Raw genomic sequence first — 26,138 nt, forward strand, 5'->3', positions numbered from 1 at the left:
ACAGCCAGACGCCGGTCAATAGGCGCTGATCCCGGTGCCCTTGTAGACCTTGTCGAACTCGGCCTTGACCGTCTCGTTCTGATAGGAGGCGACCAGCGTCTTCACCCAGGGCTCGTTCTCACTTCCGGCCTTCACCGCGATGAAGTTGCGGTAAGGATTGTCCGCCACCGGCTCCTGCGCGATGCGGTTTTCCGGGCCGAGACCGCTCTTCAGAGCCCAGTCGGTGTTGACGACGGCGGCGTCGAGATCGTCGACCGAGCGGCCGACGATGCCGGCGTCGAGTTCCTTGATCTCGAGCTTCTTCGGGTTGTCGGCAATGTCGGCGGTGGTCGCCAGGATGCCGGTGCCGTCCTTGAGCTTGATCAGGCCTTCATGCTCCAGCACATGCAGCGCCCGGCCCTCGTTCGACGGATCGTTCGGCAGGCCGATGACAGCGCCTTCCGGCAGGTCGGCGACCTTGGCATGCTTCTTCGAATAGAGCCCGATCGGCCAGACGCCGGTATAGCCGACGGGCACGATGTGGTAGCCTTGCGTCTTGATCTGGTTGTCGAGATAGGGCTTGTGCTGGAAGGCGTTGGCGTCGATCTCGCCGCGCTCCAGCGCCTCGTTGGGCTGGGTGTAGTCGTTGAAGACGACGGTCTCGATCGTCAGCCCGTTCTTGGCCGCCTCGGCGGTGACGACGCGCCAGACATCCTCATCCTCCCCGCTGATGATGCCGACCTTGATCGCCTTCTTGTCCTCGGCGAAGGAGGGCGACGGCGCAGTCAGGCCGATGACGGCCAATGTCGTGGCGAGAAGTGCCGCCAGTCCGGCGCGCCTGGTGATTGACGTAACGAGAGAATTTGAAGCGCTGCCGCGTTTTGACATGATGCGTTCCTTGCAATCTTGAAATCATTTCGGCCTGGCGGGATGCGAAGCCTTGATCTCAAGCATCACCAATGCTGCCCGCTCGGGCAAAGAAGCGCATTTCCTCTCAGACGGGAGGCGGAAAATATTCTCTCAAAGATTTTATGACTTGGAGCACATCGGCCGCTGACAAGCGGTTATAGGCACAACGAGGCAATGGAGGCGCGAGCGCCTACGAAGCCCGCCGGGCGACGCGCAAGAGCGGCCGACCCGTCTGCCGGAGCGACGAGACAGTGCGCAGGCCGTCAGAACGTCTCGACCCAGGGCCTCAGCTCGACCTCGAAACTCCAGGCGCTGCGATGCTGGCGATGGACGGCGAGGTAGGTCTCGGCGATCGCGTCGGGCGAGAGGCGGCGGTCCGGACGTTCGGGCTCGGGCGCCTGACCGGCCGGCTCGATCTGGCCGTCAATGATGAAATGCGCGACATGGATGTTCTTCGGGGAAAGCTCGCGCGCCATCGATTGCGCCAGCCCGCGCAGGCCGAATTTCGGCATGGCGAAGCCGGCCGAGCCCGGAAAGCCTTTCAGGCTCGCCGTTGCCCCGGTGAACAGGATCGAGCCGGAACCACGCGCAAGAAGCCGGCGCGCCGCCTGCTGGCCGATCAGGAAGCCGCCATAGGCGCCGACGAGCAGGGCCTGCTTGACCGCTTCCGCGTCGAGCTCGGCGATCGGGCCGCGTGTGCGGCCGCTGGCGTTGAAGACGGCGATTTCGAGCGGGCCTGCCTTGTCGGCCGCCTCGAACAGCCGCTCGGCGGAGGCCGCGTCCGACACGTCGGTTTCCACCGCATGCGCGCCGGTTTCCTTGACCAGCGCGGCCAGTTTGTCGAGGTTGCGCGCGGCAAGGACGACGCGGAAACCCTCCTTGGTGAGAAGCCGCGCCAACGACGCGCTCAGCCCGGAGCCGGCGCCCGCGATCACTGCAACATTGGCTGCCATGGCATTTCCTCCTTGAGACAGGTCGGTGACGGTCGCGCAGGCTCGCGCCTTCAGTGGCAAGAGGCAAGAACGTGGTTGCTCGATTTTCGCCATTTGGCGCAAAACGCCGCCTGGATGGGCGCGGCGAAAGACTTGCCTGCTGGGCCGATCCGTCCGACACGTGGTTGGACGACGATTCGGGAACAAGACCATGGAACCAATCTGGGCCGTCGGCCTGATGACCGGCACGGTGCTCGACGGCAATATCGACGTGGCGCTGATCAAGACGGACGGCGAGCGCATCGCCGACACCGGCACCTACACGCTGGCCCCCTACCCGCAATCGATCCGCACGTTGCTCGAAGACACGCTGCGCCAGGCGCGCGCCTGGAATTTCGAGGGACCGGAGCCGATGATTTTTCGCGAGGCCGAGGAGGCGTTGACGCGGGCGCAGTCGGCGGCGGTCAGGGATCTGGTCGAGAGCCAGGGCATGAGCATGGCCGATATCGGCGTGGTCGGCTTTCACGGCCAGACAGTGCTGCATCGCGCGCCGCAGCCGGGCAAGATCGGAAGGACTCGCCAGCTCGGCGACGGCGAGTTGATGGCTTCGCTGCTCGGCACCAAGGTTGCCTACGACTTCCGCTCGGCCGATGTCGCGGCAGGCGGGCAAGGCGCGCCTCTTGCGGCCACCTATCATGCGGCGCTGCTGAAGGAGGCAGACGCCAGCGGCGACACCGCCGTGCTCAATCTCGGCGGTGTCGGCAACATCACCTGGTGGGACGGCAAGGACAATATCGTCGCCTTCGACACCGGGCCGGCCAATGCGCCGGTGAACGATTTCATCAAGGCGAAGGGCCTCGGCGAGATGGACCGCGACGGCAGGCTGGCGGCTACCGGCAAGGTCGACGAGGACCGGCTCGCGCGGCTGCTCCAGCATCCTTATCTGACGAAACCCTATCCGAAATCACTCGACCGGTTCGACTTCACCGCTGCGATGGCCGAGGGACTCAGCGCGGAGGATGGCGCGGCGACGCTGACGGCCTTCACCGTCTCCGCCGTCGGCAAGGCGCTCGACCTTTTGCCGCGCCGGCCGAAGCGGCTGGCGGTCAGCGGCGGCGGCCGCCACAACCCGACGATGATGGCGATGCTCGAAAGCCGCGCCGGCGTCGAAGTGGTGCAGGCCGAGACGCTTGGATGGAAGGGCGACGCCGTGGAGGCGGAATGTTTTGCTTTCCTCGCCGTGCGCGTGCTGCGCGGCCTGCCGATCAGCTTTCCAAGCACCACCGGCACGCCAAAACCGATGCGCGGCGGAAAGCTCGCGGGCTAGTTTGTTTTGCGCAATTCCGGACGGAAGGCTACGGCGAAGACGCCGAGCCTAACCACTCACACTTTTCCTGGCATTGCTCTAAGGCAGCTTCTTCTGCAGGAAGACGCGGCGGCGGCCGACCGGGAAATCCGGGAGCTCCCCGAACGGCTCATAGCCCTGACGCCGATAGACCTTCTCGGCGGTCGGATTGAAGGTGTCGATCCAGGCGCCGTGGCAGCCGCGCGCGATAGCCTCCCGTTCGGCGGCGTCGAGCATGCCCGCGGCAAGGCTTTGGCCGCGCAGCTTTTCGGCGACCCACAGCCACTGCACATAAAGCCAGCCCCAGGCGGTGTAGCCGGAAATGCCTGCGACGATGGCGCCATGCTCATCGCGCACGAGAACGGCCAGCGGCTTTCGACCTGACGCGCCGACATCGGCGTCGTTGAAAGCGGCGAGATTCCCGCTCAGGAAAGCGAGGTCCTGCGGCAAGGGCTCGGCGGTGATCTCGAGGCTCGTCTTCATCGGCTGCGACTCCGGTTCGCAAGCCAGCCTTAGAGCAATTGCAAGGAAACTGCGAAACGGTTTTCCGTCCGTAAGCGAGGAGGGAGGCAGACCTGTTACCGAGGACCGACTGATCGCCATGCCGCGGCCGATGCCGCCACCAGCATCAATCCCGCGGCGATCAGTGCGCAGTTGGCGAAACCGAGGCTCGTGTAGAGCGGACCGAAACCCGCGGTGCCGACGGTGACGGCGAGATAGGTGACGGCGCTGTTCAGGCCCATGATGGTGCCGCGCCGCGACGGATCGAGGGCGGTAAGGCGCATGACCAGCACGTTCAGACCGAAATGGTTGGCAAGGCCCCAGACGGCAATCGTGGCCAAGAGCAGGCCGAAACTTCCACTCGCCAGCGCGATCGCGACATAGACAGCGGCGACCAGCAGATAGGCGAAGGGCATGACACGGCGCGCGCCGAGGCGATCGATGACGCCATCAAGCAAGACGGCTGCGCCGAAGCCGAGGCCGTAGGCGACTGCCGCCAGGCCGTTGGCGCTGACCGGCTCGCCAAGGGCTTCGTGGAGATGGTCGCCGAGATAGCCGTAGACGCCGTAGAAGGCGGTCATGAAGGCGCCGCAGCCAATGAGCAGCGGCAAGATGCCGGGAACCGTGAGCGCGCCGAGCGGCGACGGCGCCGGGCCGCTTTTCCTGGCATCGTGCAGCGAGCTCGTCGCCAGGCCGGCAACGGCCGCTCCTGCGAGAAGCGCAACGGCGGCGAAGACGGCGCGCCAGTGGATGAGATCGGCGATCACCGCCGACAGCGAGACGCCGGCGACCATGGAGAGCGTCCAGCCGGTCAGCACGACGCCGATGGTGCCGCTCTCGCGGCCGGGCGGCGCGATCACGGCCGAACTGGCATAGATCGCCGGCATGGCGATACCGGCGGCAATGCCGGCGACGAGCTGGGCCGTCACGAGCAACGCGACGGTCGGTGCGAGCGCGCTGGCGACCAGCGCCAAAGCCAGCAACAGCAACGCACCCTGCAGCATGCGGCGCGCGCCGATGCGGTCGATGTAGCGGGCAAGGAAGAGCGCGCTGGCCGAGGTGCCGAGGCCGAAGGCGGCAGCCGCCGTCATCACCGCCGGCACGCTGGCGCCGAAGGAAGCCGCGACGGCGGGCGCGATCGGTCCCAGAACCAGCGAATTGGAGCCGATGACGGCAATGCAGCCGGTCAGCAGATAGGCGGCGGCCGGGATCGGCGCGCGGGGCGCCTCAGTCATAATTACTGATTGATTGCCGTTCGACATATCATCATAATGGCCGAATTAAATTCCGCATCAATGGAGAATTTCCATATGGACGCAGAAACAGATGACATTCAGCGGAACAAGCAACCGGCCCGTGAGATCGACCCGATCGACCGAAAAATATTAGGCGTTCTCGTCGAGGACGCGACCATCAGCTATGCCGATCTGGGCGAGCGCGTCGGCCTGTCGCCGCCGGCGGCGCATGAGCGGGTCAAGCGGCTGAAGCGCAGCGGCGCCATCCGCGCCACATCAGCGATCATCGATCCGAGGGCGGTGAAGAAGCCGCTGCTCGCCTTCGTGCATATCGACACTAGGGGTTGGGGCAAGACGCCGGAGCTGATGGCGGTGTCGAAATATCCGGAGGTCGAGGAGATCCATACGGTCGCCGGCGACACCTGCATGCTGCTCAAGGTGCGCACCGAGGACACGCGGGCGCTCGAAGGCTTGCTGGCTCGTCTCTACGACACGCCCGGCGTCTCCTCGACGCGCAGCTATGTGGTGCTGTCGACCTATCTCGAGCGTCCGGTGCAGCCTGAGATCACGAGCGAATGGCCGGCGCCCAAGCACATGGCAAATCCTATGTATTAGGCCGTTGCCGGCTGATGGCGCCTCGAACGCGCCAGCAGATAGAAGGCCGCCACATGGGTGATCATCAGCAGCGGCACGTAGATGACCGGAATCGCGTAGGTCGCGCCCAACTGGCCGGCATGGCCGGGAAGGTCGAGCATGACGCCGTGATAGTAGTCGCCGACAAGGTCGACCACGCCCACGACATTGAAGGCGACGACGAGCGGCCAGAAGATCGCGGGCCGCCTCACGCCAAGCAGCGCCAGCATGGCAAGCAGGCCGGTGGCGAAGTCGCCATAGGCGGCGAAGCTCGCGAAGCCGGGAGCAAGATCAGGGCCGACCACGCCCGGGACGAGGAAGACGAGACCGAAGAAGCGGAAGCTGTGCAGCATTGCGATGGCGCGTTGCGCCTCGATCGGCTCCATCGACCTCAGTCTCGGCCAGATATAGGCGGCAAAGCAAAGCAGCCATGGCACGTAGCCAAGCCCAAGTTGGATGTTCAGGATCATCGTCGGTGACATCCGCGCCTCCTATCAATGTTAGTTTTCGCAATTCCGGACGGAAACCGCCGAACACTTTCCTGGAATTGCTCAGCTGACAGGAACGGCTTCGAACACCGCGGTCAGGATGCCCAGCCTGCCCTGCATGAGATTGCGTCCGAGATTGGTGGTGAGTTCCGCGAAACCCTGCCCCATGACGACACCGAGATTGAGCGGCGGCGGACCGGAGGTGCGGAGTTCGGCGAACCAGGCTTTTGCGATGGCCGTGTCGTCGCGGCGCACGACGGTGTCGAAGCCGGCCGCCTCGATCGCCTCGCAGGTCGCTTCGGCGGTCAACAGGAAGCTTTCGCCCGGCGTCTTCGCCCATGGCACCGGATAGAGTGGATCGCCACCATTCAGCACGACGTCGAAGGTGGCGAATTTTCCGCCCGGCTTCAGCACGCGCCTGATCTCGCGGTAGAGCAGCGGCCGGTCGGTGATGTTCATCGCCACATGCTGCAATAGCGCGGCGTCGAAGCGGCCGTCCTCGAAGGGCAGCGCCAGCGCGCTGCCGGTTTCGAACGACACCTTGCCGTCCTGTCCGGTTCGCGCGGTCAGATAGCGCGCGGCCTCGACGAAGGGTTCGCTGAGATCGACGCCCGTCACCTGGCAGCCATAGGTCTCCTCCAGGAAGCGGGCCGGCCCGCCGACGCCCGATCCGACGTCGAGCACCGACATGTCGGCGTTGATGGCGGCAAGATTGGCAAGCTCCGCGGTCCGGCCAGGCCGCGGGTATGGAACTGGTCGAGCGTCGCCAGTTGCCCGGGCTTCAGCCGTTGTTCCTCAGGCCCAAATACCGCCAGCGCGGTCTTCAATCGATCGGTGAGGCCGGTCGCGCGGTAGTGATCGCGCACGCGATCGAGTTCGTCGGTCATTGCACTTCCCTTCAGGCTTCCAAGTCACGCAAGAGATACGGCCGCTTTCGGCCAGCGACTATCCGCGATAATGTCGATGGGTCATGAAGCAGAACTTCACAGTCAGGCACGGCGCGCTCGACGGCGTCGAGGCCTTCCTGAGCGTCGCAAGGCATCGCAATTTCCGCAAGGCCGCGGCAGAGCTCGCCGTCACACCGTCGGCGATCAGCCAGGCGATACGCACGTTGGAGGCGCGCATAGGTGCTGCGCTCTTCATCCGCACGACGCGCAGCGTCGGCCTCACCGAAGCCGGTGAGCGCTTTCTCGCGCGCGCCCGGCCGGCCTTCGAGGAGTTGATCGCCGCGAGCGAGATCGCCCGCGGGATGGGCCAGCGGCCGGCGGGGCTGTTGCGCCTTTCAGTGCCGCCGGCCGTGGTGCCGGTGCTGCTGGAGCCGATGATCGCCTCCTTCTGCCAGGCCTATCCCGAGATCGAGCTGGAGATCGTCGCCAGTGGCGAGCTGGCCGATCTCGCCGCCGAAGGATTCGATGCCGGCATCCGCATGGGCGATCTGATCGCGCCCGACATGGTCGCTGTGCGGCTGACGCCGTCCTTCCCGATGGTGGTCGTCGGCAGTCCCGATTATCTACGCCGGCGCGCGGCACCCGAGCGCATCGAGGATCTGCGCGACCATGCCTGCCTGCGCCTGCGCCGCTCCAACGGTTCGGTCGCGCCCTGGTCCTTTGCCGACGGCAACAAGGCCATCGAAGCGATCGTCTCGGGGCCGCTGATCGCGCATGACTATCCATCGCTACTCGGCGCGGCGATCCAAGGTGTCGGATTGGCCCAGGTGCCGAGCCCGATCGCCGAAGCGCCGATCGCCGATGGGCGCATGCAGGCGCTGCTCGGCCGGTTCGCGGTGACCACGCCCGGCGTTTTCCTCTATTATCCGGAACGGCACCAGGTGCTGCCGAAGCTACGCGCTTTCATCGACCACATCAGGCAGCCGGGCGGCGCCGATGCTTCCGGCAAACAATCCCCGGGCGGCGGGTCTGGCGCATCGGCGTGACCGAAGAAACCTGAGTTCTATGCCCTGGCGTGCCAGGCAAGAAAATGGCGGACTTCCTCCCGCTTGTCGTCCGACAGACCCGAAAGCTGGCTCTCGTTCAGATATCCTTCCTGGATGAGAGCGCCGAAAACGACGATAAGCTGCGAATAGCGATAGTCAAACAGCTGGTCGATCTTTCGCCGCTGCTGCCGCAGATAATCTTCGATCTCCCACATGTCGGAAGGCGATGTCATGGCGCCGGTCTTGCTCTTGAGCTCGGCCATCGTCTTGCCGAGCGCCACCTCCAGCGCTGCATCGAAGGCGCGGCGTGCGATCTTCTTTTCGGATGACGACCACCGGGATTCATTGGAGTTCACGTGTCTCTCCCTCAAAGAGTGCTGCAGAGAACATTCCAGTTCGCTAGCACAAGACTACCTTCGAATGCTGCTGCAGCACGGAAAACCGAACGCTGGCGGACAGGGATATGAAGCGCGGCACCTCACTCTGCAGCGCGAGATGCAATCAGCGATCGGATACGTTCCGCATCCGCCTGCGTCACGGGATTGTAGACGATCATGCCGAGCTCGGGCCGGCCGTCAACCGCAAAGACCGAGAACTCCAGCTCGATCAGTCCAATGTCTGGATGCCGCAGGCGCTTCACGCCTTCGCCATATGCCGGAACGACGTCATTGTCGCGCCAGAGCGCGGCGAATTCCGGGCTGATCCGGCAAAGCTCTTCGACGAGCTGGGTGATTTCCGCGCCCGCTCCGGCCCTCGTGGCATCCGCCCTGAAAGACCCGACCACGAAGCGGGCGACACTCTGCCAGTCGTCCTGCTTGTCCCGCACGCGCGGGTTGCCGAACATCAGGCGCAGGATGTTGCGCTGCCCGCGCGGCAGCTTGGAATAGTCGGTGAGCATCGCCGCGGCGGCACGGTTCCAGGCCACCACATCCCATGTCGCGGTCTTGATGATCGCCGGGCTGGGGTCCAAGGCGTCGAGGACGCGCTGCAGGCGCGGCGTGACGCTGTCGACATTCCTGTAGCGGACTTCCGGCGGCCGGCCGAGACCCAGCATGAACAGATGCTCGCGTTCGGGCTCGGTCAGCATCAGGCCGGTCGCGATGCGGTTCAGCACATCGGCGGACGGCGCGCCGCCTCGCCCCTGCTCCAGCCAAGTGTACCAGGTCGGGCTGATGTTGGCGCGTTGCGCCACCTCTTCGCGGCGCAGCCCCTGGGTGCGCCGGCGCCCCGTGGCGAATCCGAAGGTGGCCGGATCGAGGCGCATGCGGCGATCGCGAAGAAAGGTGCCCAGCTTGTTGGTCGTCTCTTTGTTGGCGGTCCCATGGGGCATTGCCGTCCTGTTGATTATTATACCATGATAGAGTCACTACTTTAACAGAATGAGTTCTAGCGCAAATAAGGCCTCCGAACAACCACAGGAGACCTCCCATGCGTGTATTCCTTACCGGCGCGACCGGTTTCATCGGTTCCAGGATCGTGCCCGAACTTCTCGCCGCGGGCCATCAGGTGCTCGGCCTTACCCGCTCCGATGCAGGCGCGCGATCGCTCGTGGCTGCCGGCGCCGAGCCGCATCGCGGCGACCTCGAAGACCTCGACAGCCTGCGCGACGGTGCGGCGAAATCGGATGCGGTGATCCACACCGCCTTCGACCACGATTTCTCGAACTTCGTCGCCAATTGCGAGAAGGACAAGCGCGTCATCGAAGCACTGGGCGGCGCGCTCGCCGGCTCCGACCGGCTGCTTATCATCACGTCGGGCGTGGGCATGGGCTCCGCCGAGCACGGACAGCCGGCGAGAGAAGACATCTTCAACACCGAACACCGCAATCCGCGCATCCTGTCGGAACTCACCGGCGCGGCGATGGCCGAGAAGGGCGTCAAAGTCGCGGTGGTGCGGCTGCCGCAGGTGCATGACACGGTGAAGCAGGGCCTGATCACACCGCTGATCGGGCAGACGCGCGCCAAGGGCGTGTCGGCCTATCTAGGCGAGGGCCGCAACCGGTGGTCGGCGGCGCATGTGCTCGATGTCGCCAAGCTCTACCGTCTGGCGCTGGACAAGCAGGAAGCCGGCGTGCGCTACAACGCCGTCGCCGAGGAAGGCATCCCGGTGCGCGAGATCGCGGAAGTGATCGGCGCCGGCCTCGACGTGCCGGTGGTCTCGCTGTCGCAGGAAGAGGCAGCGGACCATTTCGGATGGCTTGCCATGTTCGCCGGCCTCGACATGCCGGCGTCGAGCGAATGGACGCGTCTGCATCTCGGCTGGCAGCCGACCGGACCCCGGCTGATCGCCGATCTTGAACGGATGGATTATTCGCAGGCGGCCGCGGCCTAGCCAGTCCGCCGGCGGTTCAGCGACCCGGCTGGACCGCCGTCTGCAACAGATCGGCAAGGCTGTCGGATTTTTCCACCTTGTCGGTGAGGTCGAGACCGGAGAGCAGGTCGACCAGATGGCTGTTCATCAGGGCGGCGGCGTCGGCGCTGTCGCCGGCCTCGATGGCGTCGACCAGCGCGTGATGGGCGTGCTTCTCGCAGGTCGCGTCGCGGCGCTTCCAGTAAAGCGCGATGATCAGCGAGGAGTGCGAGACGAGGTCGCGCACGAAGTTGGTGAACACCGAATGTGCCGCGATCTCGGCGATGCCGACATGAAAGCGCGCCGATAGCATGATGGCGTCGCTGTCGCGGCCGTCATGCAGAGCCTCATGCTCCTTTTCGAGATGGTGGCGCAATTGCACGATGTCCGACGGCACCGCGGCCCTGGCGGCAAGCGCCGCCACCTTCGGCTCGATCAGCGCCCTCGCCTCGAACACTTCCCGCGCCTCGATCTTCGATGGCTGCGCGACGAAAGCGCCGCGATTGGGCTCCAGCCGTGCAAGCCGGTCGTGCGCCAACGCCTGCAGGGCGGCGCGAACGACGGTGCGGCTCACCGAATAGATCGAGGCAAGCTCGTCTTCCGGTAGCTTCGTGCCCGGCGCGAGGCGATGGCTGACGATGGCGTCCCTCAGCCCATAATAGATCGGCGACCAGCGTGCCGCCGGCTTGTCTTCTCGATCGTCTTCCCTGAGTACCGTCAACATGCTCTTCAACGCGCAGGCGTAGCACGCCTGATTTGCCTCCATTGGTAGAGGTCGGTTCAATCTAATATGGCTTGCGCGGTGGTCAATCCCGGGCAGCCGGCCTTACACGACCTGTCTCAGTCGGCCGGCGACAGCGAGGCGAACATACCGGCAAACTGCTTGCCGCGCGGCGCCGCATAGCCGCCGATCTTCGATGTTTTCAGGCCGACCCTGAACAGGCTCTCGGCCAGCGTGACAGCGCAGACCACACCGTCGAGAACCGGGACGCCGTGCTCCTCGGACAGGCTGTGCGCAAGATCGGCCATGCCGGCACAACCGAGCACGATCGCCTCGGCCCTGTCCTCGCTGATGGCGCGCGCAATCTCCTGCGAGATCCGGTGTCTTGCATTCGATCCCGGACGTTCGAGCTCGAGCACGGCGACGTCCGACGAGCGCACCTTGGCGCAGCGAGAGGCGAGGCCGTATTTGGCCAGATTGTGCTCGATCGCCGGCACCGAGCGGGCAAGCGTCGTGACGACGCTGAATTTGCCAGCGACGAGGCTCGCCATATGGAACGCCGCCTCGCCGATGCCGATGACGGGAGCCTCGGTGGCGCAACGGGCGGCATCGAGGCCGGTGTCGTCGAAGCAGGCGATGACATAGGCATCAGCTGGCGCCTTGCCCATCTCGGCGATGATACCCGGAATGGCGAAGACCTCGTCGAAATAACCCTCGATGCTCGGCGGGCCGTCGGCCGGATTGACGGCGAAGATCTCTGTGGCATCGGACGCGACGCTTGCCGCCGCCCCGCCGATCTTGGCGGTCATCGACGCTGTCGTGTTGGGGTTGATGACGAGAATGCGCATTCCAATCAGCCTCAGATCTCGCCGCCGAGATAAAGACGCTTGACCCGGTCGTCGGTCAGCAGTTCGGCGGAATTGCCGCTCAGCGCGACACTGCCGGTGGTCAGCGCATAGGCGCGTTGCGAGATGCGCAGCGCCATGCGCGAATTCTGCTCGACCAGAAGCACGCTGACCTTCTCGTCGCGGTTGATGGCGACGATCGAGCGGGCGATGTCCTGGACAAGTTTTGGCGCAACGCCCAGCGACGGCTCGTCGAGCAGCAGCAGCTTCGGCTTCGCCATCAGCGCGCGGCCGATGACCAGCATCTGCTGCTCGCCGCCGCTCATCGTGCCGGCGGCCTGCGAGAAGCGCTCCTTGAGCCGGGGAAAGCGCCCCAGCACCATCTCCATCGAGGCGGCGATCTCGGATTTGCTGGTGCGCGTGAAGGCGCCCATCAGGAGATTGTCCCTGACCGACATGTAAGGAAAGACGCGGCGGCCTTCCGGCACCATGGCGATGCCCATCTTGACGATCTCGTCCGGGGCGGCGCCGTCGATGCGCTTGCCGCCATAATGGATCTCGCCGGACCTGATCTTGCGCAGGCCGGTGATGGCGCGAAGGATCGACGATTTGCCTGCACCGTTGGCGCCGATCAGCGCGACGGTCTCGCCTTCATTGACTTCCAGCGAGACGCCTTTCAGCGCGTAGACATGGTCGTAGTAGAGCTCGACATTGCCGAAGTTGAGGATCCGGTTCATAGGCCGATCGCCTCGTCTTCGCTGCCGAGATAGGCTTCGATCACCTTGTCGTTGGCCTGGATTTCCGACGGTGTTCCCTCGGCGATCTTCTGCCCGAAATTGAGCACGACGAGCCTGTCCGAAATCTTCATCACGGCCGGCATGTCGTGCTCGACCAGAAGGATGGTCAGGCCGCGCTCGCGCAGGCGCCGCACCATCTCCACCATGCGCATGGTCTCGTCATGGTTCATGCCGGCGAAGGGCTCGTCGAGCAGCAGGATGGAAGGATTGGTGGCGAGACCGATGGCGATGCCCAGCGCCCGCAAATGGCCATGCGGCAGATTGCGGGCGATCTCATGGGCGAGCGACGACAGGCCGAGCAGCGCCAGGATCTCGTCGGCGGATTGGCCGAAGGCCGCTTCGTCGGCTTTGGCCGTACCCGTACCGAGGAAGAAACCGAAAAGGCTCGCCTTCGAGCGCAGATGGTGCGCGATGATGACGTTGTCGCGCACGCTCATATTCTTGAAGATGGTGGTTTCCTGGAAGGTGCGCACCACGCCCCTGCGGGCCGCGATGTGCGGAGCGAGACCTGAGATGCGTTCGCCCTTCAGCCGCACCTCGCCCGTTGTCGGCCGCAGGAACGACGAGATCAGCTTGAACAAAGTCGACTTGCCGGCGCCGTTCGGCCCGATCACCGACAGGATCTCCTTCTCGCGCACCGAGAAGGAGACGTTGTTGACTGCGACGAGGCCGCCGAAGCGCTTGGTGATGCCGGAGACTTCGAGCATTTCGGCCATGGCTCAACCCTTCTTCCGGGTCGTTTCGGCAAGGCTGAGCAGGCCGTTGGGCAGCACCAGCATCAGGACGATCATCAGGCCGGAATAGATGAGCAGCTGGAACCGGCCGGTCTGGAACAGGAGGTCCCAGCCGAAATAGAGCACCAGCGTGCCGAGCATCGGACCGAAGACATAGCCGAGGCCGCCGAGGAAGCAGTTCAGCATGAAGTTGACGGAATCGGTGACGGTAAAGCTCGACGGGTAGATCGACTGCGAGATGGCGGCGAAGATGGCGCCGGAAACGCCGCCGAAGAAGGACGAGACGGCATAGGCGATGACGCGCAGATAGGCGATGTTGACGCCGATCGAGGAGGCGAGCTCCTCGTTCTGCTGCAGCGACTGGCACAGCTTGCCGATACGCGAGTTGACCAGCCGGTACATGATGGCGAAGCACACCACCATCAACGTGACGGCCAGCAGATAGAAGGCGAGCCGCGAATTCTGCAGCGTGGCGAAATCGGGGATCAGCGTGATGCCGAAGACCGACAGCGCGCCGGGCAGCGGGATGCTGACGATGCCCTTGGCGCCGTTGGTGATCGGAAGCGCCAGCGCGAGGAGCCGCGCCACCTCGGTCAGCACCAGCGTGACCATGGCGAAATAGACGCCGCGCAGGCGCAGGATCGGCAGGCCGATCAGCACGCTGGCGGCGGCGCAGAACAGGCCGGCGGCCGGCAGTGTCAGCCAGAACGACCAGCCATGGTTCATCACCAATATGGCCGAGACATAGCCGCCCGTCAGCGCATAGGCGCCCTGGCCGATGTTGATGCGGCCGATGTAGAAGGTGAGCCATACACCGGCGCTGGCGATGCTTAGCAGCGCCACCGAGGTCAGCGTGTAATAGAGGTCGAAGCGGCCGCTCAACGAGATCACGGCCGGCACGGCGATAAAGACGATCGCCAGGAAAGCGACGACCGCGGCGATCCTGGTGTTGCGATTGAGGGTCATGGCGCGATCAACCCCACGGCTTGCCCATCAGCCCGTTGGGGCGGACCGACAGGAACACCATCAGGGCGGCGAAGATGACGAGGTAGGTCACGTCGCCATATTCGCGCAGCACGGTGAGGCCGACCGACTCCATCATGCCGAGGATGAAGCCGCCGGCGATCGCGCCGCCGACGACGCCGGCGCCGCCGATCATCACCATCAGGAAAGCCTTGATCGAGATCGGCCCGCCGATGCCGGAATTGACGCCGGTGATGGTGACCAGCAGCCCACCGACGACACCCGCGAGCATGGCGCCCATGGCGAAGCCGATCATCGAATAGCGGTCGACGCGGACGCCCATCAGCTGGGCGGCGACGCGGTCCTGGGCGAGCGCGCGCATAGCGCGGCCGACGCGGCTGTACTGCATGTAAAGGACGAAGGCGGCGATGAAGACGATCGCCAGCGCGCCGACGACGATGCGGTCGTATGGCATGATGATGCCGGCGTCGTTGAAGACGCCCTTGACGATCTTGGGAACGCCGCGCTGCTTCTCGCCGAAGAGAAGCAGGATGACGGCATCGAAGAAGAAGGCGGTCGCGGCGGCGAGCAGCATGGTGCTTTCCTCGCGGTGGCTGCGCCGGATGACGGTGCGGAAGAGGAATTTCTCCATCAGCGCGCCGATGACAGCGAGCGTCAAGCCCGAGGCGAGCAGCGCCACCACGAATGGCAGGCCAAGCTGGCCGTAGACGGTGTAGGTGATGAACCCGCCCAGCACATACATCTGGCCGTGGGCGAAGTTGAGCACGTTCATCAGGGCGAAGATCAGGGTGAGGCCCAGCGCGATCAGCGCGTATTGGGCACCGAGATACAATCCGTTGGCGATGACCTGTTCCATGGATACCTTCGATCTTCCGCGGGGTCCGGCCTATCGACCGGACCCCGTGGCAAGCTTGAGGAGGTGACGCTCGAAGGTAAACTAGTCAACGGAGCCGACGAACAGGGTCTGGAATGCGCCGTCCTTGTATTCGTTGACAACCATCGGCACCGAGAGCTGGCGCTTCTGGCCGAAGGACGTCGCGCCGACATAGCTGAGCTTCGCGTCGCCCTTCAGGAAGGGATTGGGCGCCGAGAAGCTGTCCATGGTCTTCTTGAATTCCGCGACGTCGTTGATGGCCGCCGGATTGGCCTTCAGCGTGTCGAGGATGTATTCCAGCGCATAGACCTTGGTGTTGGACTCGTCGTTGTATTCGCCGAACATCTTGGTGTAGCGGGCAACGAATTCCTTCATCTCGTCCGAAGCGATCTCCGGCGTCGAGGCGCCGCCGACGGAGATGAAGCCGTTGGCATATTCGCCGGCGCCCTCTTCCAGGACCTTGGCGTCCTGCGCGGTTTCGGTCGAGATCAGGCCTTCATAGCCGAGCTCGCGGGCGGCGCGGATGAGCAGCGGCGCGTTGGCTGGCGCGACGCCAGACAGGACGAGCAGATCGGGCTTCAAGGCGACGATCGGCGTCAGCACCGGGGTGAAGTCGCGGGTGTCGTTCTGGTAAGTGTCGTTCTGGGCGACGACTTCCAGGCCGAGAGCCTTTGCCGCCTCCACACCGCTGTCGCGCTGGCTAAGCGGATCGGATTCGTTGGCCGCGACAAAGGCGATCTTCTTCACACCCTTGTTTTCCTTGAGATATTTATAGATCGCCGGACCAGACTGGTAGTTGGCGATCATGCCGAGCACGGCATTGGAAGCCGGCTTCTGGTAGAGCGCCTTGGGGAAGGCGTAGGGGAAATAGATGATGCCGTTGGCCTCGGCGACCGGGCGCACCGCGGCGGCGCCGTCATCGACATTCGGGCCGACGACATAGTGGATGCCTTCCTGCGCCATTTTCTCCATGCCGGCGATGGCGCGCTTGGGATCCTTCTGGTCGTCAAAGGTGACAATGTTGATGTTGTAGGTGTCGTTGCCGATCTTGACGCCGCCGGTCTCATTGAGCCAGGCGGCGCGCGTCTGCATCGAGCGCACGTTTGAGGTGCCCCAGGCGGCGGCCGGGCCGCTGGTGACGCCGACAAAGCCGATCTTTAGTTCCTTGTTTTCAGCCTGCGCATGCGAAATGCCGACAGCGGCAATGGCCAGGGCCGAGACGGCGCCGAGCGCCATGGATTTCAGAGTCGAGCGACGGTTGATCATATTGGCAGTTCCCCTTGGTTATCGCGCTTTGTGTTTTGCTCATAGGCTGCGCGGATGGCGTTAAGGGAAACCGGCTGCGGAAGATTGTCAACATCTTTCTTATGTTTTGTATACAATGCGTCGAGGGAATGTGTTCGAACGTCCCCGACGCCAGCAGCGACCAGCGGAAGCCCTTGCTGACGGCATCAGTCGTCCGCGAACGCAACGAAATGGTCGAAGGCTATCTATCGCAGGCCAAGGCGTGGCGGACGACGGCTACTTCCCGCAATGGTGGTCGTTGATCTTGTTTATCGCATTCGCGTCCGGTCCGACGCGGTCGTAGGAACAAGAGCCTGCCGCGGCGGTGAACAGCTGCTGGTCGTAATAGCGCGGACCGCCGAACAGCTGGTAGAGGATATCGTCACTGGCCGGAACGTAGCGCTCATGCTCGACCTGCGGCTGATGACGATGGTAGCGATGATGATGCCATTCGCCCGCGACCGCCGAGGCGGACATGCTGGCGGCCGTGGCCAGCACGAGAGCAGAGAGGGCGAGGTACTTCATCATCGACGGCAACCTTCCGGCAGTTGGATTCGCAGCATATCCAAAATCACCAGCGACGCAAAAGTTCCCGTATGGGGCATTTCTCGCGCCGTACAGCCAGCTGAAGAAAGATAACGGCAATCGCGACGGCGGATTTTCGACAATGGCCGGCTCCGATACCGGATATCCTGCATTCGTTCGGCCACCATTCCCGGAGGCCCAAGGAATAGCCCGATGACAGCCAGAGTGATCGTCCTCGACGCCAAGCCGCTCAGCACGGAAGATGTCGCCGAGATCGCGCGGCGCAATGCCCGGCTCGTGCTCGGCGAGGAAGCCATGCGCCGCATCCGCGCAAGCCGCGCCCTGATCGAGCATCTTACCCAGCTCGGCAAGCCGCTCTACGGCGTCACCACCGGGCTTGGCGCCTGTGTCGACACGCCGCTCGCCGAGGCGGACCTTATCGCCTTCCAGCACAGCGTGCCGCTCAGCCACTCGATGGGCGCCGGCCCGTCGCTGCCGACCGAGGCGGTGCGGGCGCTGATGGTGGCACGCATCTGTGGCATGGCGGCGGGCGGCACCGGCACTTCGGAAGGCGTGGTGCTCGGCCTGCTCGGCGCGCTCAACGCCGGCGTCCATCCCGTCATTCCGAGCTGGGGATCGGTGGGCGCCGCCGACCTTGCGCCTCTCGGCCATCTGGCGCGGGCGCTGCGCGGCGACGGCGAGACGGACTATCAAGGCAGGATCATGCCGTCGGCCGAGGCGCTGAAGCTCGCCGGGCTCGAACCGCTCGACCTGCGCGAGAAGGACGGCCACGCCATCATCGTCGCCAACAGCCTATCGACCGGAACGGCATGCCTGGCGCTCGAAGAGGTCGCGTGCCTGATCGACTGGTCGCTGGCGGCGGTGGCGCTGAACTACGAGGCGTTCCGCGCTTCGCTCAAGGCGATCGACGCGGACGCGCTGGCGGCGCGGCCGGCCTTCGGCCAAGTCGAGATCGGCGCGCGGCTGCGGGCTGAGCTTTCAGGCAGCGGGCTGTGGCAGGACAACGCCGCGCGGCGCCTGCAGGATCCGCTCAGCTTCCGCTGCGTGCCGCAGGTGTGGGGTGGCCTGCTCCATGCCTACGAGCAGGCGAAGCTGGCGACGGAGATCGAGCTTGGCCACTCCGGCGACAATCCGGTCATCCTGCCTGAGGCCGAACGGGTCGTCTCCAACGGCAATTTCGACCTGACCGCCTTCACGCTGACCTGGGAAAATCTCGGCCAGGCGCTGGCGCATTGCGCGGTCGGCACCGCCAACCGCTCGATGAAGCTGATGTCGCCGACGGTCGCGGAGCTGCCGCGCTTCCTGTCGGCCAGGGGCGGCAGCCGCCAGGGATACGCGGAACTGCAGAAACCGGTCGCGGCGCTCGAAGCCGAGATCCGTCACCTCGCCAATCCGATGTCGCTCAGCCCGCTCGCGATCTCGGACGGCGTCGAGGACCAGTCGTCGATGGCGCCGCGCGTGGTGGCCAAGACTGCAGGGATCATCGAGCGCCTGCGCTATCTGGTGGCGATGGAGCTGATCTTCGCCGCCACCGGCGTGGAGCTGCGCGGCGTGCTGGACTCGATGGGCGAAGGCCCGCGGCACAGCTATGAAGCCGTGCGGGCGCTCGTCGCCCCCCTCGACGACGACCGCGAGATGAGTGCCGACATGGCGCGGGTCGCGCGCATGGTGGCGGGACCACGCCTGTAGGGTGCTCGCGAGGGCCCGTTACGAGCGTCAGTGGTAGTAGAAGCCGCCGTCGACGTTGAGCGCCTGGCCGGAGCTGGAGGTTTTCAGCTCCATGGCGCGAGCAGTTCCGCCTACCCTCTAACGCGCTCGTCCTGATTTATCCTTTTGCCGCTTTGCGCATCGAACAGGTGAACCTTCGAAACCAGTACCTCCAATCCAACTTCCTGATCCGGCTTGAACGGCGGCTGATCCCGAACTTCGCTCACGAGCTCGATCCCGCTTGTCCTCAATGTCAGTTCCTGAGCCTCCCCGGTCGGCTCCACGACCTGGACGCTTGCCCGCGCATGATCGCCGCCGACGATGATGTGCTGGGGACGGATCCCGTAAATCACCTCTTGTGCGACGTGGAACTGCAACCCTTTGGGCAGAGGCAGGCGAAGGCCTGAACCGGCTTCGAACGCACCGTTGTCGACGCGACCTTCGATGAGATTCATTTCCGGCGAGCCGATAAAGCCCGCGACGAACAGATTGGCCGGCTTCTCGTAGAGTTCGGAGGGGGCGCCGATCTGCTCGATACGGCCTTTGTTCAGGACCACGATGCGGTCGGCCAGCGTCATCGCCTCGGTCTGGTCATGCGTGACATAGATGCTGGTGCGACCGAGCCGTTGGTGCAGCTTCTTGATCTCGGCACGCATCTTCACGCGCAGCTTGGCGTCGAGATTGCTGAGCGGCTCGTCGAACAGGAAGGCCGAGGGGGCGCGCACGATCGCGCGGCCCATGGCGACACGCTGGCGCTGGCCGCCGGACAGCTGACGCGGCATGCGGCCGAGCAGGTCCTGCAGACCGAGGATTTCGGCAGCCGCCTTCACCCTGGAGACGATCTCCTCCCTGGGAACCTTGGCCAGCCGAAGCGCGAAGCTCATATTGTCGGCCACGCTCATATGCGGATAGAGCGCGTAGCTCTGGAACACCATGGCTATGTCGCGCGACTTGGCCGGCATCTCGTCGACGACGCGCCCGCCGATGCGGATTTCGCCAGTTGTATGCTCTTCGAGCCCCGCGATGATGCGCAGCAGCGTTGACTTGCCGCAGCCCGATGGGCCGACCAGGACCACGAACTCGCCGCTGGCGATCTCGATGTTGACGTCGCGCAGGACTTCCACCGCGCCGAAGCTCTTGCCGAGCTGTTCTATCTCGATTGCGGACACCTATTCTTCTCCCGTACCGGCGCGGCTCATTTTCCCTGGGCCTGCCGCCATGCGCGGTATTCGGCTTCGCCCTCGGAGCTCAACGGGTAGTATTTCCTCAGGTCTCCTCCTTGCGCGAGCCGCGAGCGAGAAAACTCCTCCCACTCGATATGCGCGCCGGCGAGCTCGACCAATCTGGGGGCAAGAGCGACCGGCACGACGACCACGCCATCGTCGTCGGCGACGATGATGTCGCCGGGGATGACCAGCACGTTCGAGCACGCGATCGGAACGTTGACGGCGAAGGGAACGATGTTGGTCTGGGCATGGAAATTCGGCGTGACGCCCCTCACCCAGATGCCGATGTCGAGCGCCGCCGCCTGAGCGGAATCGCGAATGCAGCCGTCGATAACGACGCCAGCGCCGCCCCGCCCGGCGAAATAGGTCAGCATCATCTCGCCGAAGATGCCGCTGCCCAGATCGCCGCGGGCATCGACCACCACCATGTCGCCAGGCTGGGTGGGATAAAGCACGTGCCGATGCAGTTGCCGCTCCGGCTCCTCATACTCCGTCTCATTGTACAGATCCTCGCGCTTCGGCATGCATTGGAGCGTGAGGGCCGGTCCCGCCGCCATGCTGCCAAGCCGCAATGGACGCGGCCCACGGATCTGCGGATCGCGAATCCCCATCTTGTGATAGAGCTCGCTGGCCAGCGTCGCCGAACCGATCGCCGCCAGCGCGTCGACCAGGTCTCGTGGCGGCCGGGAAATATCCGATATCGCCGGTATCTGGTCAGCTTGCATTCCGTTCCTCCAATCTACGCTGAGGTGCCAGCCTCATCGATCGTCAGTCAGTTAAGTTCAACCGTCGTCGAAGCCGTTCAGCCGCGAACCGCACCGGTCGTAAGGCCTTTGACCAGCAACCCCTGGGCAAACCAGACGAACACCAAAGTCGGGATGACCATGAGCACGCCCGCGGCCGACATGGCGCCCCAGTCGATGCCGAACTGCGAGACGAAATTGGTGAGCCCGACCGGCAGCGTCTGCGCGGCCTTGCTCGAGGTCAGGGTCAAGGCGAGCAGAAGGTCGTTCCAGGTGAAGAGGAAGGTGATGACGGCGCTGGCGCCAATGCCGGGCGCAATCAGCGGCGCGACGATCTGGACCAGCGTGCGCACGGTGCCGGCGCCATCCGACTGGGCAGCCTCTTCGATCTCTTTCGGCACATCCTGGATGAAGCCCAGAAGCAGCCAGATGGCGACCGGCAGCTTGGCCGCGGTATGGCTGAGGATCAGCGCCCAGACGGTGTCGAGCAGGCCCAGGGCGGCGAACACGGCGAAGAGCGGGATGGCCAGCGCGATGACCGGGATCATGCGCATGATCAAAAGCAGCCCGAAGATCAGCATGGCGCCCGGCATCCTGAAGCGCGACAGCGCATAGGCGCAGGGGATGGCCAGCAAGTGGACAAGGATGACCGTCGCCACCGAGACGATGACGGTGTTCCAGACATAGCCCATCGTGTCGTACTGGGCGAAGACCGCGACGTACTGCGTCAGCGTCGCGGTCTCGGGGATGATGTGCACCGGAACCGAGAAGATGTCGGCCGAGCTGCGGATCGAGGTCAGGAACAGCCACACCAGCGGAAAGACGGTGAGCGCGACGGTCACGACCAGCGCCAAATACTGACCGGCGATCCCCGCCGTGAACCGGCGGCGCCGGCGCTTTGGCATGGAGCGTGCGCCGACGATGACGGCTTCGGTCATATCGCCCTCCGTTTCGCAATCAACCACGGCACCCCGTAAAGCAGGCCGAGCACGAACAGCGACATGCCCAGCGCGATGTATGAGACCGCCGCCGCGTGTCCGAAATCCACCGCCTGAAACGCCAGCAGGTAGGAATAGACCGTGAGCAGGTTGGTGGCGCCGCCCGGGCCGCCCTGCGTCATCAGCCAGACGACGTCGAAGGTGCGGAACGTGTCGATGATGCGCAGCATCAGCGCGATCATGATGACCGGGCGCATCAGCGGCAGCACGATATGCCAGAAGCGCTGCCATGGCGTGGCGCCGTCCACGGTGGCCGCCTCGAGCGGCTCCTGCGGCAGGGATTGCAGGCCGGCAAGGAACAGGAGCACCATCAGCGGCGTGTTCTGCCAGACATCTGCGACGATCACCGAGACCAGCGCCCAGGTCGGATCGTTGAGCCACGGAATGTCGGGCAGGTTGAACATGCGCAGCAGCGCGTCGACCAGCCCGTACTGGGTGTTGAACAGCCAGCGGAAGTTCAGGCCGACGACGGCGGGTGCGATCATCGGCGGGACCAGGAGCAAAGTGCGCGCAAGGCGCATGCCGCGCAATTTGCCGTTGACGAGCACGGCGATCGCCATGCCGGCCACCACTTCGATCGTGATGGAAACGACGCTGAAAATGGTCTGGTTTCGCAGCGCCTGGTTGAACTGCCGGCCGAAGAGCTCGTCGGTGTAGTTCCCCGTTCCGATGAACGGCGCCGAGCCGCTCAGATCCCAGCGGAAGAAGCTCATGATGAAGGAATATCCGAGCGGATAGATTAGGATGGCCAGCATGACGAGAAGCGCTGGGCTCGCCAGGAGGTAGCCTCTCTGCCAGGTGTAGGGCAGCGGCGAACGTCGCCGGCGCCCCGACACCTGGTGCTGCACGACAGTCGACATTCTCAGTCGTAAGCTCCGGCCCGACGCATGATCTCTTCCGCTTCCGTCGCCGCCTGGTTGAGGGAGTCGGCGGGCGAAGCCTGGTCGGACAGGGCTTGCTCGATGGCCGAGAACATCAAGGTACAGACCTTCGAAAATCCGGCGAGCTTGGGCCATTCCTTGCCGTTCGCGATCGTCGTCTCGAGCTGCTGCAGCCATGTGGCCTGCGGGCCCTTGGCCGCGGCGATCACTTCCTTGGCCAGGCTCTGGCTGCTCGGGAAATTGGTGAACTGGTCGAACTGCAGCCGCTGAGCGTCGGTACTGACCGTGTATTTGATGAACTCGACGGCGGGTTCCTTGCGTGCGGACTGGCCGTTCAGCGCCATGGCATGCGAGATGGCGCATGAGATCGCCGCTTTGTCTCGCACATAGGGCGCCGTCGACCATTTGCCGACGACGCGCGAGGTTTCCGGATTGGACAGGGTGGCGAAGGCGCCCGGCCAGTCAAAAGTGGCATAGACCGTGCCGGACGAGAATTCGGTCGAGTTCTCGTTCCATTGATAACCAACGGCGTCGGGCGGCACGATTTGGTGCTTCTGGATCAGGTCGCGATAGAAGGTGAGCGCCTTGATGCCGGCTTCGGAATTGAAGGCCGGCTTGTTGGCCTGGTCGACCCAGTCGCCGCCTGCCTGCCAGAGCAGGTCGCTGAAGGTGCGCTGGGCGGGGTCGCCCTGCCCCGGCACGACAAGGCCATAGTGGCCATTGCCTGTGAGTTTCAGGCCGACATCGATCAGTTCTTCCCAGGTTTCGGCCGGCTTCAGGCCTTTTTCCTGGTAGATATCGCTGCGGTAATACTGAACGCGCGCATCCATGTTGCGCGGAATCGCCGCCAGATTTCCGGTCTTGGGATCGCGCAGGTATTTGACCGCGACGGGATAGAAGTCCGCCAATTCGGAGTCGCTGAAATAGCTGTTCAGCGGCGCGAAATGGTTGAAGTAGGAATCGATCTGCGCCGTGTGGGTGCTGTAGACGTCGTACTGGCTCGATCGCGCCGCGCTCAACGTGACCACCTTCGCCGTCAAGGGCGTGAATTCCAGGAGGTCGTAGCGAACCTTGATGCCGGTCTTGGCGGTGAAGTCCTGAACGATCTTCTCCCAGTATTTGGGATAGAGCGGACCGCCCGTGATCAGCAATGCGGTGATCTCTTTGGCGTCTGCCCTGGCAACCCACGGCGCGGCAAGCGAGCCGGCTGTCACTGCCGCGCTCGCGGCAAGGAATTTACGTCTCGATAAGGTTCCGGACATCACAATCTCCTCCTGGTTTGACTGGTCGGTCCATCCAGGGACGGCCGACGACTTTCAGCCTCGGCAGCCAGCGGCGTGCTCCTCCCGCCGCGAGACTGCCTGGATTGGTTCCCGGACGCTTGCGAGCCTCCGGGCGATCGGGCACTTGCGCTCCAACACGCCTCGCTCGGTTGCGAAGGCGTATCGATCGTGATCTCGGACGGCGGCAACGGGGCACGGCGGCTGGACACCGCTCGATCCTCCCTTCCCGCAGGCCGTGTTATAGGCTAGTGAGCGTTTTTATGAGATAAGTTGACTGCATATCTAGCTATCAGCCTATAAGCTTATCAGACAAGTGGATGTTAGTGATGGATACGGTTGAGGTCAAGCTTCAAACTTTGCCCAAGCAGGTGGCTGGTGTGCTGGCGCGTCGCATCGCCGGCAGCGGTGTCGCGGGCGCCCAGGGGCCGTCGGAACAGCAGATCCTCCAGGAATTCGGGGTCTCGCGCGCTGTCGCGCGAGAGGCGCTGAAGATCCTGGCGTCGCTGGATATGATCGAGATCGCTCAAGGGCGGCGCGTGGTGCTGCGCCCGGCCGAAGAGTGGGACTATCTCAGCCCATTGCTCATCGACTGGCTGCCGCATGAACAGATGCGCGAGATCCTGGCCGAAGCGCATGCGACGCGGATCATCATCGAACCGGCCATCGCCGCCATCGCGGCCAAGCACATGACCAAGGAAAAGCTCGAGCGTCTTGGCACTTTGCTGGCGGCGATGTCGGCCAGCGAGGACAATCCGGACGCCTATCTGAAGCTCGACCTCGATTTCCACATGGAGATTTGCCGGGCGGCGCAGAACAGGATCCTCGACCGCTTCATGTATTCGTCCCGGTGGTGGCAGATGGCGAGCAGGCGCATCAGCAACCAGATGCCTCATGCGCTGCCCTCCGCAACCGAAATGCACCGGGCGATCTACGAGGCGCTCGTGGCGCGCGACGAAAAGCGGGCCGAGGAAGCGATGCGCCGGCATCTCAAGAAAACCACCGCGGTCGGCCTGCCTCGGTGAAGGAGCGGCGCAGCCAGCATTCGCGCTGGCCGCGCCGCAGCGTGCCGGGAGGACACGGCTTGAGCTAGGCTCTTTTCGCTTGTTGTTCCTGGCGCTGGCGCGCGCGGAAACCGAACATGTCGCCCTTGTCCTTGATTTCCGCCCAGATCGGCGCGGTGATCCTGTCGATGGCGGCGATGTCCGCGTCCGAAATCATCCAGCCGGCGCTTTCGACGTTTTCCTCCAGCTCCTTGACGGTGCGGGCGCCGACCAGCGGCGAGCTGACGCCCGGCCTGCTGGTGAGCCACTGTATCGCAAGCTGCGGTACCGTCTTGCCGTAGCGCGCCGCGATCGGCTTGAGGCGGTCGACGGCGTTCACCGCCCGCTCATAGGTGCCCGGCTGGAACAGCACCGTCGTGCGACGCTCATCGCCCTCGACGAATTTGGTGTCCAATGACAGCGTGCCGGTGAGCAGTCCTTGAGCCAGGCCGCTGTAAGGCATGACGCCGATATTGTGCTTGCGGCAGTAGGGCAGCGTCTCGGCCTCAACCTCGCGCCACAGCATGTTGTAGGGCGGCTGCAGCACGTCGATGACGCCATGCCGGCGGGCGCTGTCCATGTCGGCGATGCTGAAATTCGAGACGCCAACCGCCTTGATGCGCCCTGACGCGCGCAGCCGCTCCATCATCTCCATGGTCGGGCCGATCGGAAAATCAGAGTTCGGCCAGTGGATGAAATAGACGTCGACGTGGTCGGTCTGCATGCGCTTCAGCGAACCGTCGAGCGCCGCCTCTATCGCGGCTGGTTCGAGATGATTGGGCGCGACCTTGGTCGCGATCACGGCCTTGTCGCGGCGGCCGGCCAGCGCCTGACCGACGACCTCCTCGGCATGGCCGTGTCCATAGGCCTCGGCGGTGTCGATCAGCGTGATGCCGAGCTCGAGCGCGCGTCTGATCACCCGGATCGACTCCTCGTCGTCGGCCGCGCCCCAAAACGCGCCCGACATGCCCCAAGTCCCGAGGCCGATTTCCGATACCTTGACCGGCGACGATCCGAGCTGTCGCTGTTGCATCCTGTTCCTCCCGATTGGCGGCACGCATGAGCCATAGGTCAGGCGTTCAGCCAATTTATACGCTTATATACTCGTCTAACAAGTGTGTAATTTGGGATTAGGGAGGGCTTGATCGATAACTCCAGATTTCTCAAATAA

The 26,138-nt window shown here is 64.3% G+C and carries 29 protein-coding genes; 7 read left to right on the plus strand and 22 right to left on the minus strand.

The window, feature by feature from the left end:
- Positions 1-15 precede the first annotated feature (15 nt).
- Together CK230_RS20115 and CK230_RS20120 are read right to left on the minus strand one after the other, a co-directional pair.
- Positions 16-867, minus strand: a complete 852-nt coding sequence (locus CK230_RS20115) for a MetQ/NlpA family lipoprotein (protein WP_095818880.1) — start codon at positions 865-867, stop codon at positions 16-18.
- A gap of 284 nt (positions 868-1,151) precedes the next feature.
- Entirely contained in the window at positions 1,152-1,841 is a 690-nt protein-coding gene (locus tag CK230_RS20120) for an SDR family NAD(P)-dependent oxidoreductase (protein ID WP_095818881.1), read from the minus strand.
- Between the two features lie 190 nt (positions 1,842-2,031).
- Here CK230_RS20120 and CK230_RS20125 point away from each other — a divergent pair, with 190 nt between their 5' ends.
- On the plus strand, positions 2,032-3,147 hold the full coding sequence (locus CK230_RS20125; protein WP_095818882.1) for an anhydro-N-acetylmuramic acid kinase: 1,116 nt from the start codon (positions 2,032-2,034) through the stop codon (positions 3,145-3,147).
- Positions 3,148-3,225: 78 nt separating this feature from the next.
- Here CK230_RS20125 and CK230_RS20130 read toward each other — a convergent pair whose 3' ends face one another.
- Complete coding sequence (locus CK230_RS20130) at positions 3,226-3,648, minus strand: GNAT family N-acetyltransferase (RefSeq protein WP_095818883.1); 423 nt, start codon at positions 3,646-3,648, stop codon at positions 3,226-3,228.
- Between the two features lie 95 nt (positions 3,649-3,743).
- Positions 3,744-4,928: an MFS transporter gene (locus CK230_RS20135; RefSeq protein ID WP_095818884.1), complete on the minus strand. Its 1,185-nt coding sequence runs from the start codon at positions 4,926-4,928 to the stop codon at positions 3,744-3,746.
- A 48-nt stretch (positions 4,929-4,976) separates the two neighbouring features.
- Between CK230_RS20135 and CK230_RS20140 the strand changes: the two genes are divergently transcribed.
- Positions 4,977-5,516, plus strand: a complete 540-nt coding sequence (locus CK230_RS20140; protein ID WP_095818966.1) for an Lrp/AsnC family transcriptional regulator — start codon at positions 4,977-4,979, stop codon at positions 5,514-5,516.
- Here CK230_RS20140 and CK230_RS20145 read toward each other — a convergent pair.
- Both CK230_RS20145 and CK230_RS20150 read right to left on the minus strand, forming a co-directional pair.
- Entirely contained in the window at positions 5,513-6,016 is a 504-nt protein-coding gene (locus CK230_RS20145; protein WP_095818885.1) for a hypothetical protein, read from the minus strand. The two genes, CK230_RS20140 and CK230_RS20145, sit on opposite strands and share 4 nt — an antisense overlap.
- Positions 6,017-6,085: 69 nt before the next feature.
- On the minus strand, positions 6,086-6,712 hold the full coding sequence (locus CK230_RS20150) for a class I SAM-dependent methyltransferase (RefSeq protein ID WP_245429983.1): 627 nt from the start codon (positions 6,710-6,712) through the stop codon (positions 6,086-6,088).
- A 56-nt stretch (positions 6,713-6,768) separates the two neighbouring features.
- Between CK230_RS20150 and CK230_RS33650 the strand changes: the two genes are divergently transcribed.
- A complete protein-coding gene (locus CK230_RS33650) occupies positions 6,769-6,996 on the plus strand; it encodes a hypothetical protein (RefSeq protein ID WP_245429984.1) in 228 nt (75 codons plus the stop codon).
- Positions 6,993-7,955: a LysR family transcriptional regulator gene (locus CK230_RS20155; RefSeq protein ID WP_095818886.1), complete on the plus strand. Its 963-nt coding sequence runs from the start codon at positions 6,993-6,995 to the stop codon at positions 7,953-7,955. Before CK230_RS33650 ends, CK230_RS20155 begins: the two co-directional genes overlap by 4 nt.
- A 17-nt stretch (positions 7,956-7,972) precedes the next feature.
- On the opposite strand, the gene CK230_RS20160 is transcribed toward CK230_RS20155, so the two are convergent.
- Complete coding sequence (locus tag CK230_RS20160) at positions 7,973-8,311, minus strand: hypothetical protein (protein WP_095818887.1); 339 nt, start codon at positions 8,309-8,311, stop codon at positions 7,973-7,975.
- A 122-nt stretch (positions 8,312-8,433) separates the two neighbouring features.
- The gene (locus tag CK230_RS20165; RefSeq protein WP_095818888.1) at positions 8,434-9,285 is read right to left on the minus strand and encodes a helix-turn-helix transcriptional regulator; all 852 of its coding nucleotides are present in this window, start codon (positions 9,283-9,285) and stop codon (positions 8,434-8,436) included.
- A 98-nt stretch (positions 9,286-9,383) separates the two neighbouring features.
- Here CK230_RS20165 and CK230_RS20170 point away from each other — a divergent pair, with 98 nt between their 5' ends.
- Positions 9,384-10,286 (plus strand): SDR family oxidoreductase, encoded by a 903-nt coding sequence (locus CK230_RS20170; protein ID WP_095818889.1) that lies wholly within the window; start codon positions 9,384-9,386, stop codon positions 10,284-10,286.
- Between the two features lie 16 nt (positions 10,287-10,302).
- Here CK230_RS20170 and CK230_RS20175 read toward each other — a convergent pair whose 3' ends face one another.
- From CK230_RS20175 to CK230_RS20210, 8 genes are all read right to left on the minus strand, one after another.
- Positions 10,303-11,028 carry a GntR family transcriptional regulator gene (locus tag CK230_RS20175; protein ID WP_176480153.1) on the minus strand — a complete coding sequence of 242 codons (726 nt, stop codon included), beginning with the start codon at positions 11,026-11,028 and terminating at the stop codon, positions 10,303-10,305.
- Positions 11,029-11,144: 116 nt separating this feature from the next.
- Positions 11,145-11,873 (minus strand): aspartate/glutamate racemase family protein, encoded by a 729-nt coding sequence (locus CK230_RS20180; protein ID WP_095818891.1) that lies wholly within the window; start codon positions 11,871-11,873, stop codon positions 11,145-11,147.
- An 11-nt stretch (positions 11,874-11,884) separates the two neighbouring features.
- The gene (locus CK230_RS20185) at positions 11,885-12,607 is read right to left on the minus strand and encodes an ABC transporter ATP-binding protein (protein ID WP_095818892.1); all 723 of its coding nucleotides are present in this window, start codon (positions 12,605-12,607) and stop codon (positions 11,885-11,887) included.
- Positions 12,604-13,383 carry an ABC transporter ATP-binding protein gene (locus tag CK230_RS20190; RefSeq protein WP_095818893.1) on the minus strand — a complete coding sequence of 260 codons (780 nt, stop codon included), beginning with the start codon at positions 13,381-13,383 and terminating at the stop codon, positions 12,604-12,606. Before CK230_RS20190 ends, CK230_RS20185 begins: the two co-directional genes overlap by 4 nt.
- Before the next feature lie 3 nt (positions 13,384-13,386).
- Positions 13,387-14,367: a branched-chain amino acid ABC transporter permease gene (locus CK230_RS20195; RefSeq protein WP_095818894.1), complete on the minus strand. Its 981-nt coding sequence runs from the start codon at positions 14,365-14,367 to the stop codon at positions 13,387-13,389.
- Positions 14,368-14,374: 7 nt separating this feature from the next.
- Complete coding sequence (locus CK230_RS20200) at positions 14,375-15,241, minus strand: branched-chain amino acid ABC transporter permease (protein WP_095818895.1); 867 nt, start codon at positions 15,239-15,241, stop codon at positions 14,375-14,377.
- 81 nt (positions 15,242-15,322) lie between these two features.
- Positions 15,323-16,525 (minus strand): ABC transporter substrate-binding protein, encoded by a 1,203-nt coding sequence (locus tag CK230_RS20205; RefSeq protein WP_095818896.1) that lies wholly within the window; start codon positions 16,523-16,525, stop codon positions 15,323-15,325.
- A 255-nt stretch (positions 16,526-16,780) separates the two neighbouring features.
- Positions 16,781-17,071, minus strand: coding sequence for a hypothetical protein (locus CK230_RS20210; RefSeq protein WP_095818967.1), 291 nt, complete (start codon positions 17,069-17,071; stop codon positions 16,781-16,783).
- A 210-nt stretch (positions 17,072-17,281) separates the two neighbouring features.
- On the opposite strand from CK230_RS20210, the gene hutH reads away from it, so the two are divergent.
- A complete protein-coding gene (hutH, locus tag CK230_RS20215) occupies positions 17,282-18,778 on the plus strand; it encodes a histidine ammonia-lyase (protein WP_095818897.1) in 1,497 nt (498 codons plus the stop codon).
- 110 nt (positions 18,779-18,888) lie between these two features.
- Here the strand turns inward: hutH and ugpC are convergent, their stop codons facing one another.
- The 5 genes from ugpC to CK230_RS20240 form a co-directional block, all read right to left on the minus strand.
- Positions 18,889-19,965 (minus strand): sn-glycerol-3-phosphate ABC transporter ATP-binding protein UgpC, encoded by a 1,077-nt coding sequence (ugpC, locus tag CK230_RS20220; RefSeq protein WP_095818898.1) that lies wholly within the window; start codon positions 19,963-19,965, stop codon positions 18,889-18,891.
- A gap of 26 nt (positions 19,966-19,991) precedes the next feature.
- The gene (locus CK230_RS20225; RefSeq protein WP_095818899.1) at positions 19,992-20,747 is read right to left on the minus strand and encodes a ribonuclease activity regulator RraA; all 756 of its coding nucleotides are present in this window, start codon (positions 20,745-20,747) and stop codon (positions 19,992-19,994) included.
- A gap of 77 nt (positions 20,748-20,824) precedes the next feature.
- Positions 20,825-21,703, minus strand: a complete 879-nt coding sequence (locus CK230_RS20230) for a carbohydrate ABC transporter permease (protein ID WP_095818900.1) — start codon at positions 21,701-21,703, stop codon at positions 20,825-20,827.
- Entirely contained in the window at positions 21,700-22,623 is a 924-nt protein-coding gene (locus CK230_RS20235; RefSeq protein ID WP_176480154.1) for a sugar ABC transporter permease, read from the minus strand. The genes CK230_RS20230 and CK230_RS20235 overlap by 4 nt, the downstream gene beginning before the upstream one ends.
- Positions 22,624-22,625: 2 nt before the next feature.
- On the minus strand, positions 22,626-23,906 hold the full coding sequence (locus CK230_RS20240) for a sugar ABC transporter substrate-binding protein (RefSeq protein WP_095818902.1): 1,281 nt from the start codon (positions 23,904-23,906) through the stop codon (positions 22,626-22,628).
- Between the two features lie 347 nt (positions 23,907-24,253).
- On the opposite strand from CK230_RS20240, the gene CK230_RS20245 reads away from it, so the two are divergent.
- Positions 24,254-24,949 (plus strand): FCD domain-containing protein, encoded by a 696-nt coding sequence (locus CK230_RS20245; protein WP_245429985.1) that lies wholly within the window; start codon positions 24,254-24,256, stop codon positions 24,947-24,949.
- Positions 24,950-25,013: 64 nt separating this feature from the next.
- On the opposite strand, the gene CK230_RS20250 is transcribed toward CK230_RS20245, so the two are convergent.
- Positions 25,014-26,000, minus strand: a complete 987-nt coding sequence (locus tag CK230_RS20250) for an aldo/keto reductase (RefSeq protein ID WP_095818903.1) — start codon at positions 25,998-26,000, stop codon at positions 25,014-25,016.
- Positions 26,001-26,138: the final 138 nt, after the last annotated feature.

It is taken from the genome of Mesorhizobium sp. WSM3859 (genome assembly GCF_002295065.1).
GTDB lineage: Bacteria > Pseudomonadota > Alphaproteobacteria > Rhizobiales > Rhizobiaceae > Mesorhizobium.

Bases quoted from the DNA above. Each gene is read 5' to 3' on its own strand.
- CK230_RS20135 (WP_095818884.1), bottom strand. From the start codon at position 4,928: ATGTCGAACGGCAATCAATCAGTAATTATGACTGAGGCGCCCCGCGCG.
- CK230_RS20175 (WP_176480153.1), bottom strand. From the start codon at position 11,028: ATGTTGACGGTACTCAGGGAAGACGATCGAGAAGACAAGCCGGCGGCA.
- CK230_RS20240 (WP_095818902.1), bottom strand. From the start codon at position 23,906: ATGTCCGGAACCTTATCGAGACGTAAATTCCTTGCCGCGAGCGCGGCA.
- CK230_RS20140 (WP_095818966.1), top strand. From the start codon at position 4,977: ATGGACGCAGAAACAGATGACATTCAGCGGAACAAGCAACCGGCCCGT.
- CK230_RS20170 (WP_095818889.1), top strand. From the start codon at position 9,384: ATGCGTGTATTCCTTACCGGCGCGACCGGTTTCATCGGTTCCAGGATC.
- CK230_RS20190 (WP_095818893.1), bottom strand. From the start codon at position 13,383: ATGGCCGAAATGCTCGAAGTCTCCGGCATCACCAAGCGCTTCGGCGGC.
- CK230_RS20185 (WP_095818892.1), bottom strand. From the start codon at position 12,607: ATGAACCGGATCCTCAACTTCGGCAATGTCGAGCTCTACTACGACCAT.
- hutH (WP_095818897.1), top strand. From the start codon at position 17,282: ATGACAGCCAGAGTGATCGTCCTCGACGCCAAGCCGCTCAGCACGGAA.
- CK230_RS20250 (WP_095818903.1), bottom strand. From the start codon at position 26,000: ATGCAACAGCGACAGCTCGGATCGTCGCCGGTCAAGGTATCGGAAATC.
- CK230_RS20200 (WP_095818895.1), bottom strand. From the start codon at position 15,241: ATGGAACAGGTCATCGCCAACGGATTGTATCTCGGTGCCCAATACGCG.
- CK230_RS20245 (WP_245429985.1), top strand. From the start codon at position 24,254: ATGGATACGGTTGAGGTCAAGCTTCAAACTTTGCCCAAGCAGGTGGCT.
- CK230_RS20225 (WP_095818899.1), bottom strand. From the start codon at position 20,747: ATGCAAGCTGACCAGATACCGGCGATATCGGATATTTCCCGGCCGCCA.
- CK230_RS20165 (WP_095818888.1), bottom strand. From the start codon at position 9,285: ATGCCCCATGGGACCGCCAACAAAGAGACGACCAACAAGCTGGGCACC.
- CK230_RS20210 (WP_095818967.1), bottom strand. From the start codon at position 17,071: ATGATGAAGTACCTCGCCCTCTCTGCTCTCGTGCTGGCCACGGCCGCC.
- CK230_RS33650 (WP_245429984.1), top strand. From the start codon at position 6,769: ATGGAACTGGTCGAGCGTCGCCAGTTGCCCGGGCTTCAGCCGTTGTTC.
- CK230_RS20180 (WP_095818891.1), bottom strand. From the start codon at position 11,873: ATGCGCATTCTCGTCATCAACCCCAACACGACAGCGTCGATGACCGCC.
- CK230_RS20130 (WP_095818883.1), bottom strand. From the start codon at position 3,648: ATGAAGACGAGCCTCGAGATCACCGCCGAGCCCTTGCCGCAGGACCTC.
- CK230_RS20195 (WP_095818894.1), bottom strand. From the start codon at position 14,367: ATGACCCTCAATCGCAACACCAGGATCGCCGCGGTCGTCGCTTTCCTG.
- CK230_RS20115 (WP_095818880.1), bottom strand. From the start codon at position 867: ATGTCAAAACGCGGCAGCGCTTCAAATTCTCTCGTTACGTCAATCACC.
- CK230_RS20230 (WP_095818900.1), bottom strand. From the start codon at position 21,703: ATGACCGAAGCCGTCATCGTCGGCGCACGCTCCATGCCAAAGCGCCGG.
- CK230_RS20150 (WP_245429983.1), bottom strand. From the start codon at position 6,712: ATGTCGGTGCTCGACGTCGGATCGGGCGTCGGCGGGCCGGCCCGCTTC.
- CK230_RS20205 (WP_095818896.1), bottom strand. From the start codon at position 16,525: ATGATCAACCGTCGCTCGACTCTGAAATCCATGGCGCTCGGCGCCGTC.
- CK230_RS20235 (WP_176480154.1), bottom strand. From the start codon at position 22,623: ATGTCGACTGTCGTGCAGCACCAGGTGTCGGGGCGCCGGCGACGTTCG.
- CK230_RS20125 (WP_095818882.1), top strand. From the start codon at position 2,032: ATGGAACCAATCTGGGCCGTCGGCCTGATGACCGGCACGGTGCTCGAC.
- CK230_RS20120 (WP_095818881.1), bottom strand. From the start codon at position 1,841: ATGGCAGCCAATGTTGCAGTGATCGCGGGCGCCGGCTCCGGGCTGAGC.
- CK230_RS20145 (WP_095818885.1), bottom strand. From the start codon at position 6,016: ATGTCACCGACGATGATCCTGAACATCCAACTTGGGCTTGGCTACGTG.
- CK230_RS20155 (WP_095818886.1), top strand. From the start codon at position 6,993: ATGAAGCAGAACTTCACAGTCAGGCACGGCGCGCTCGACGGCGTCGAG.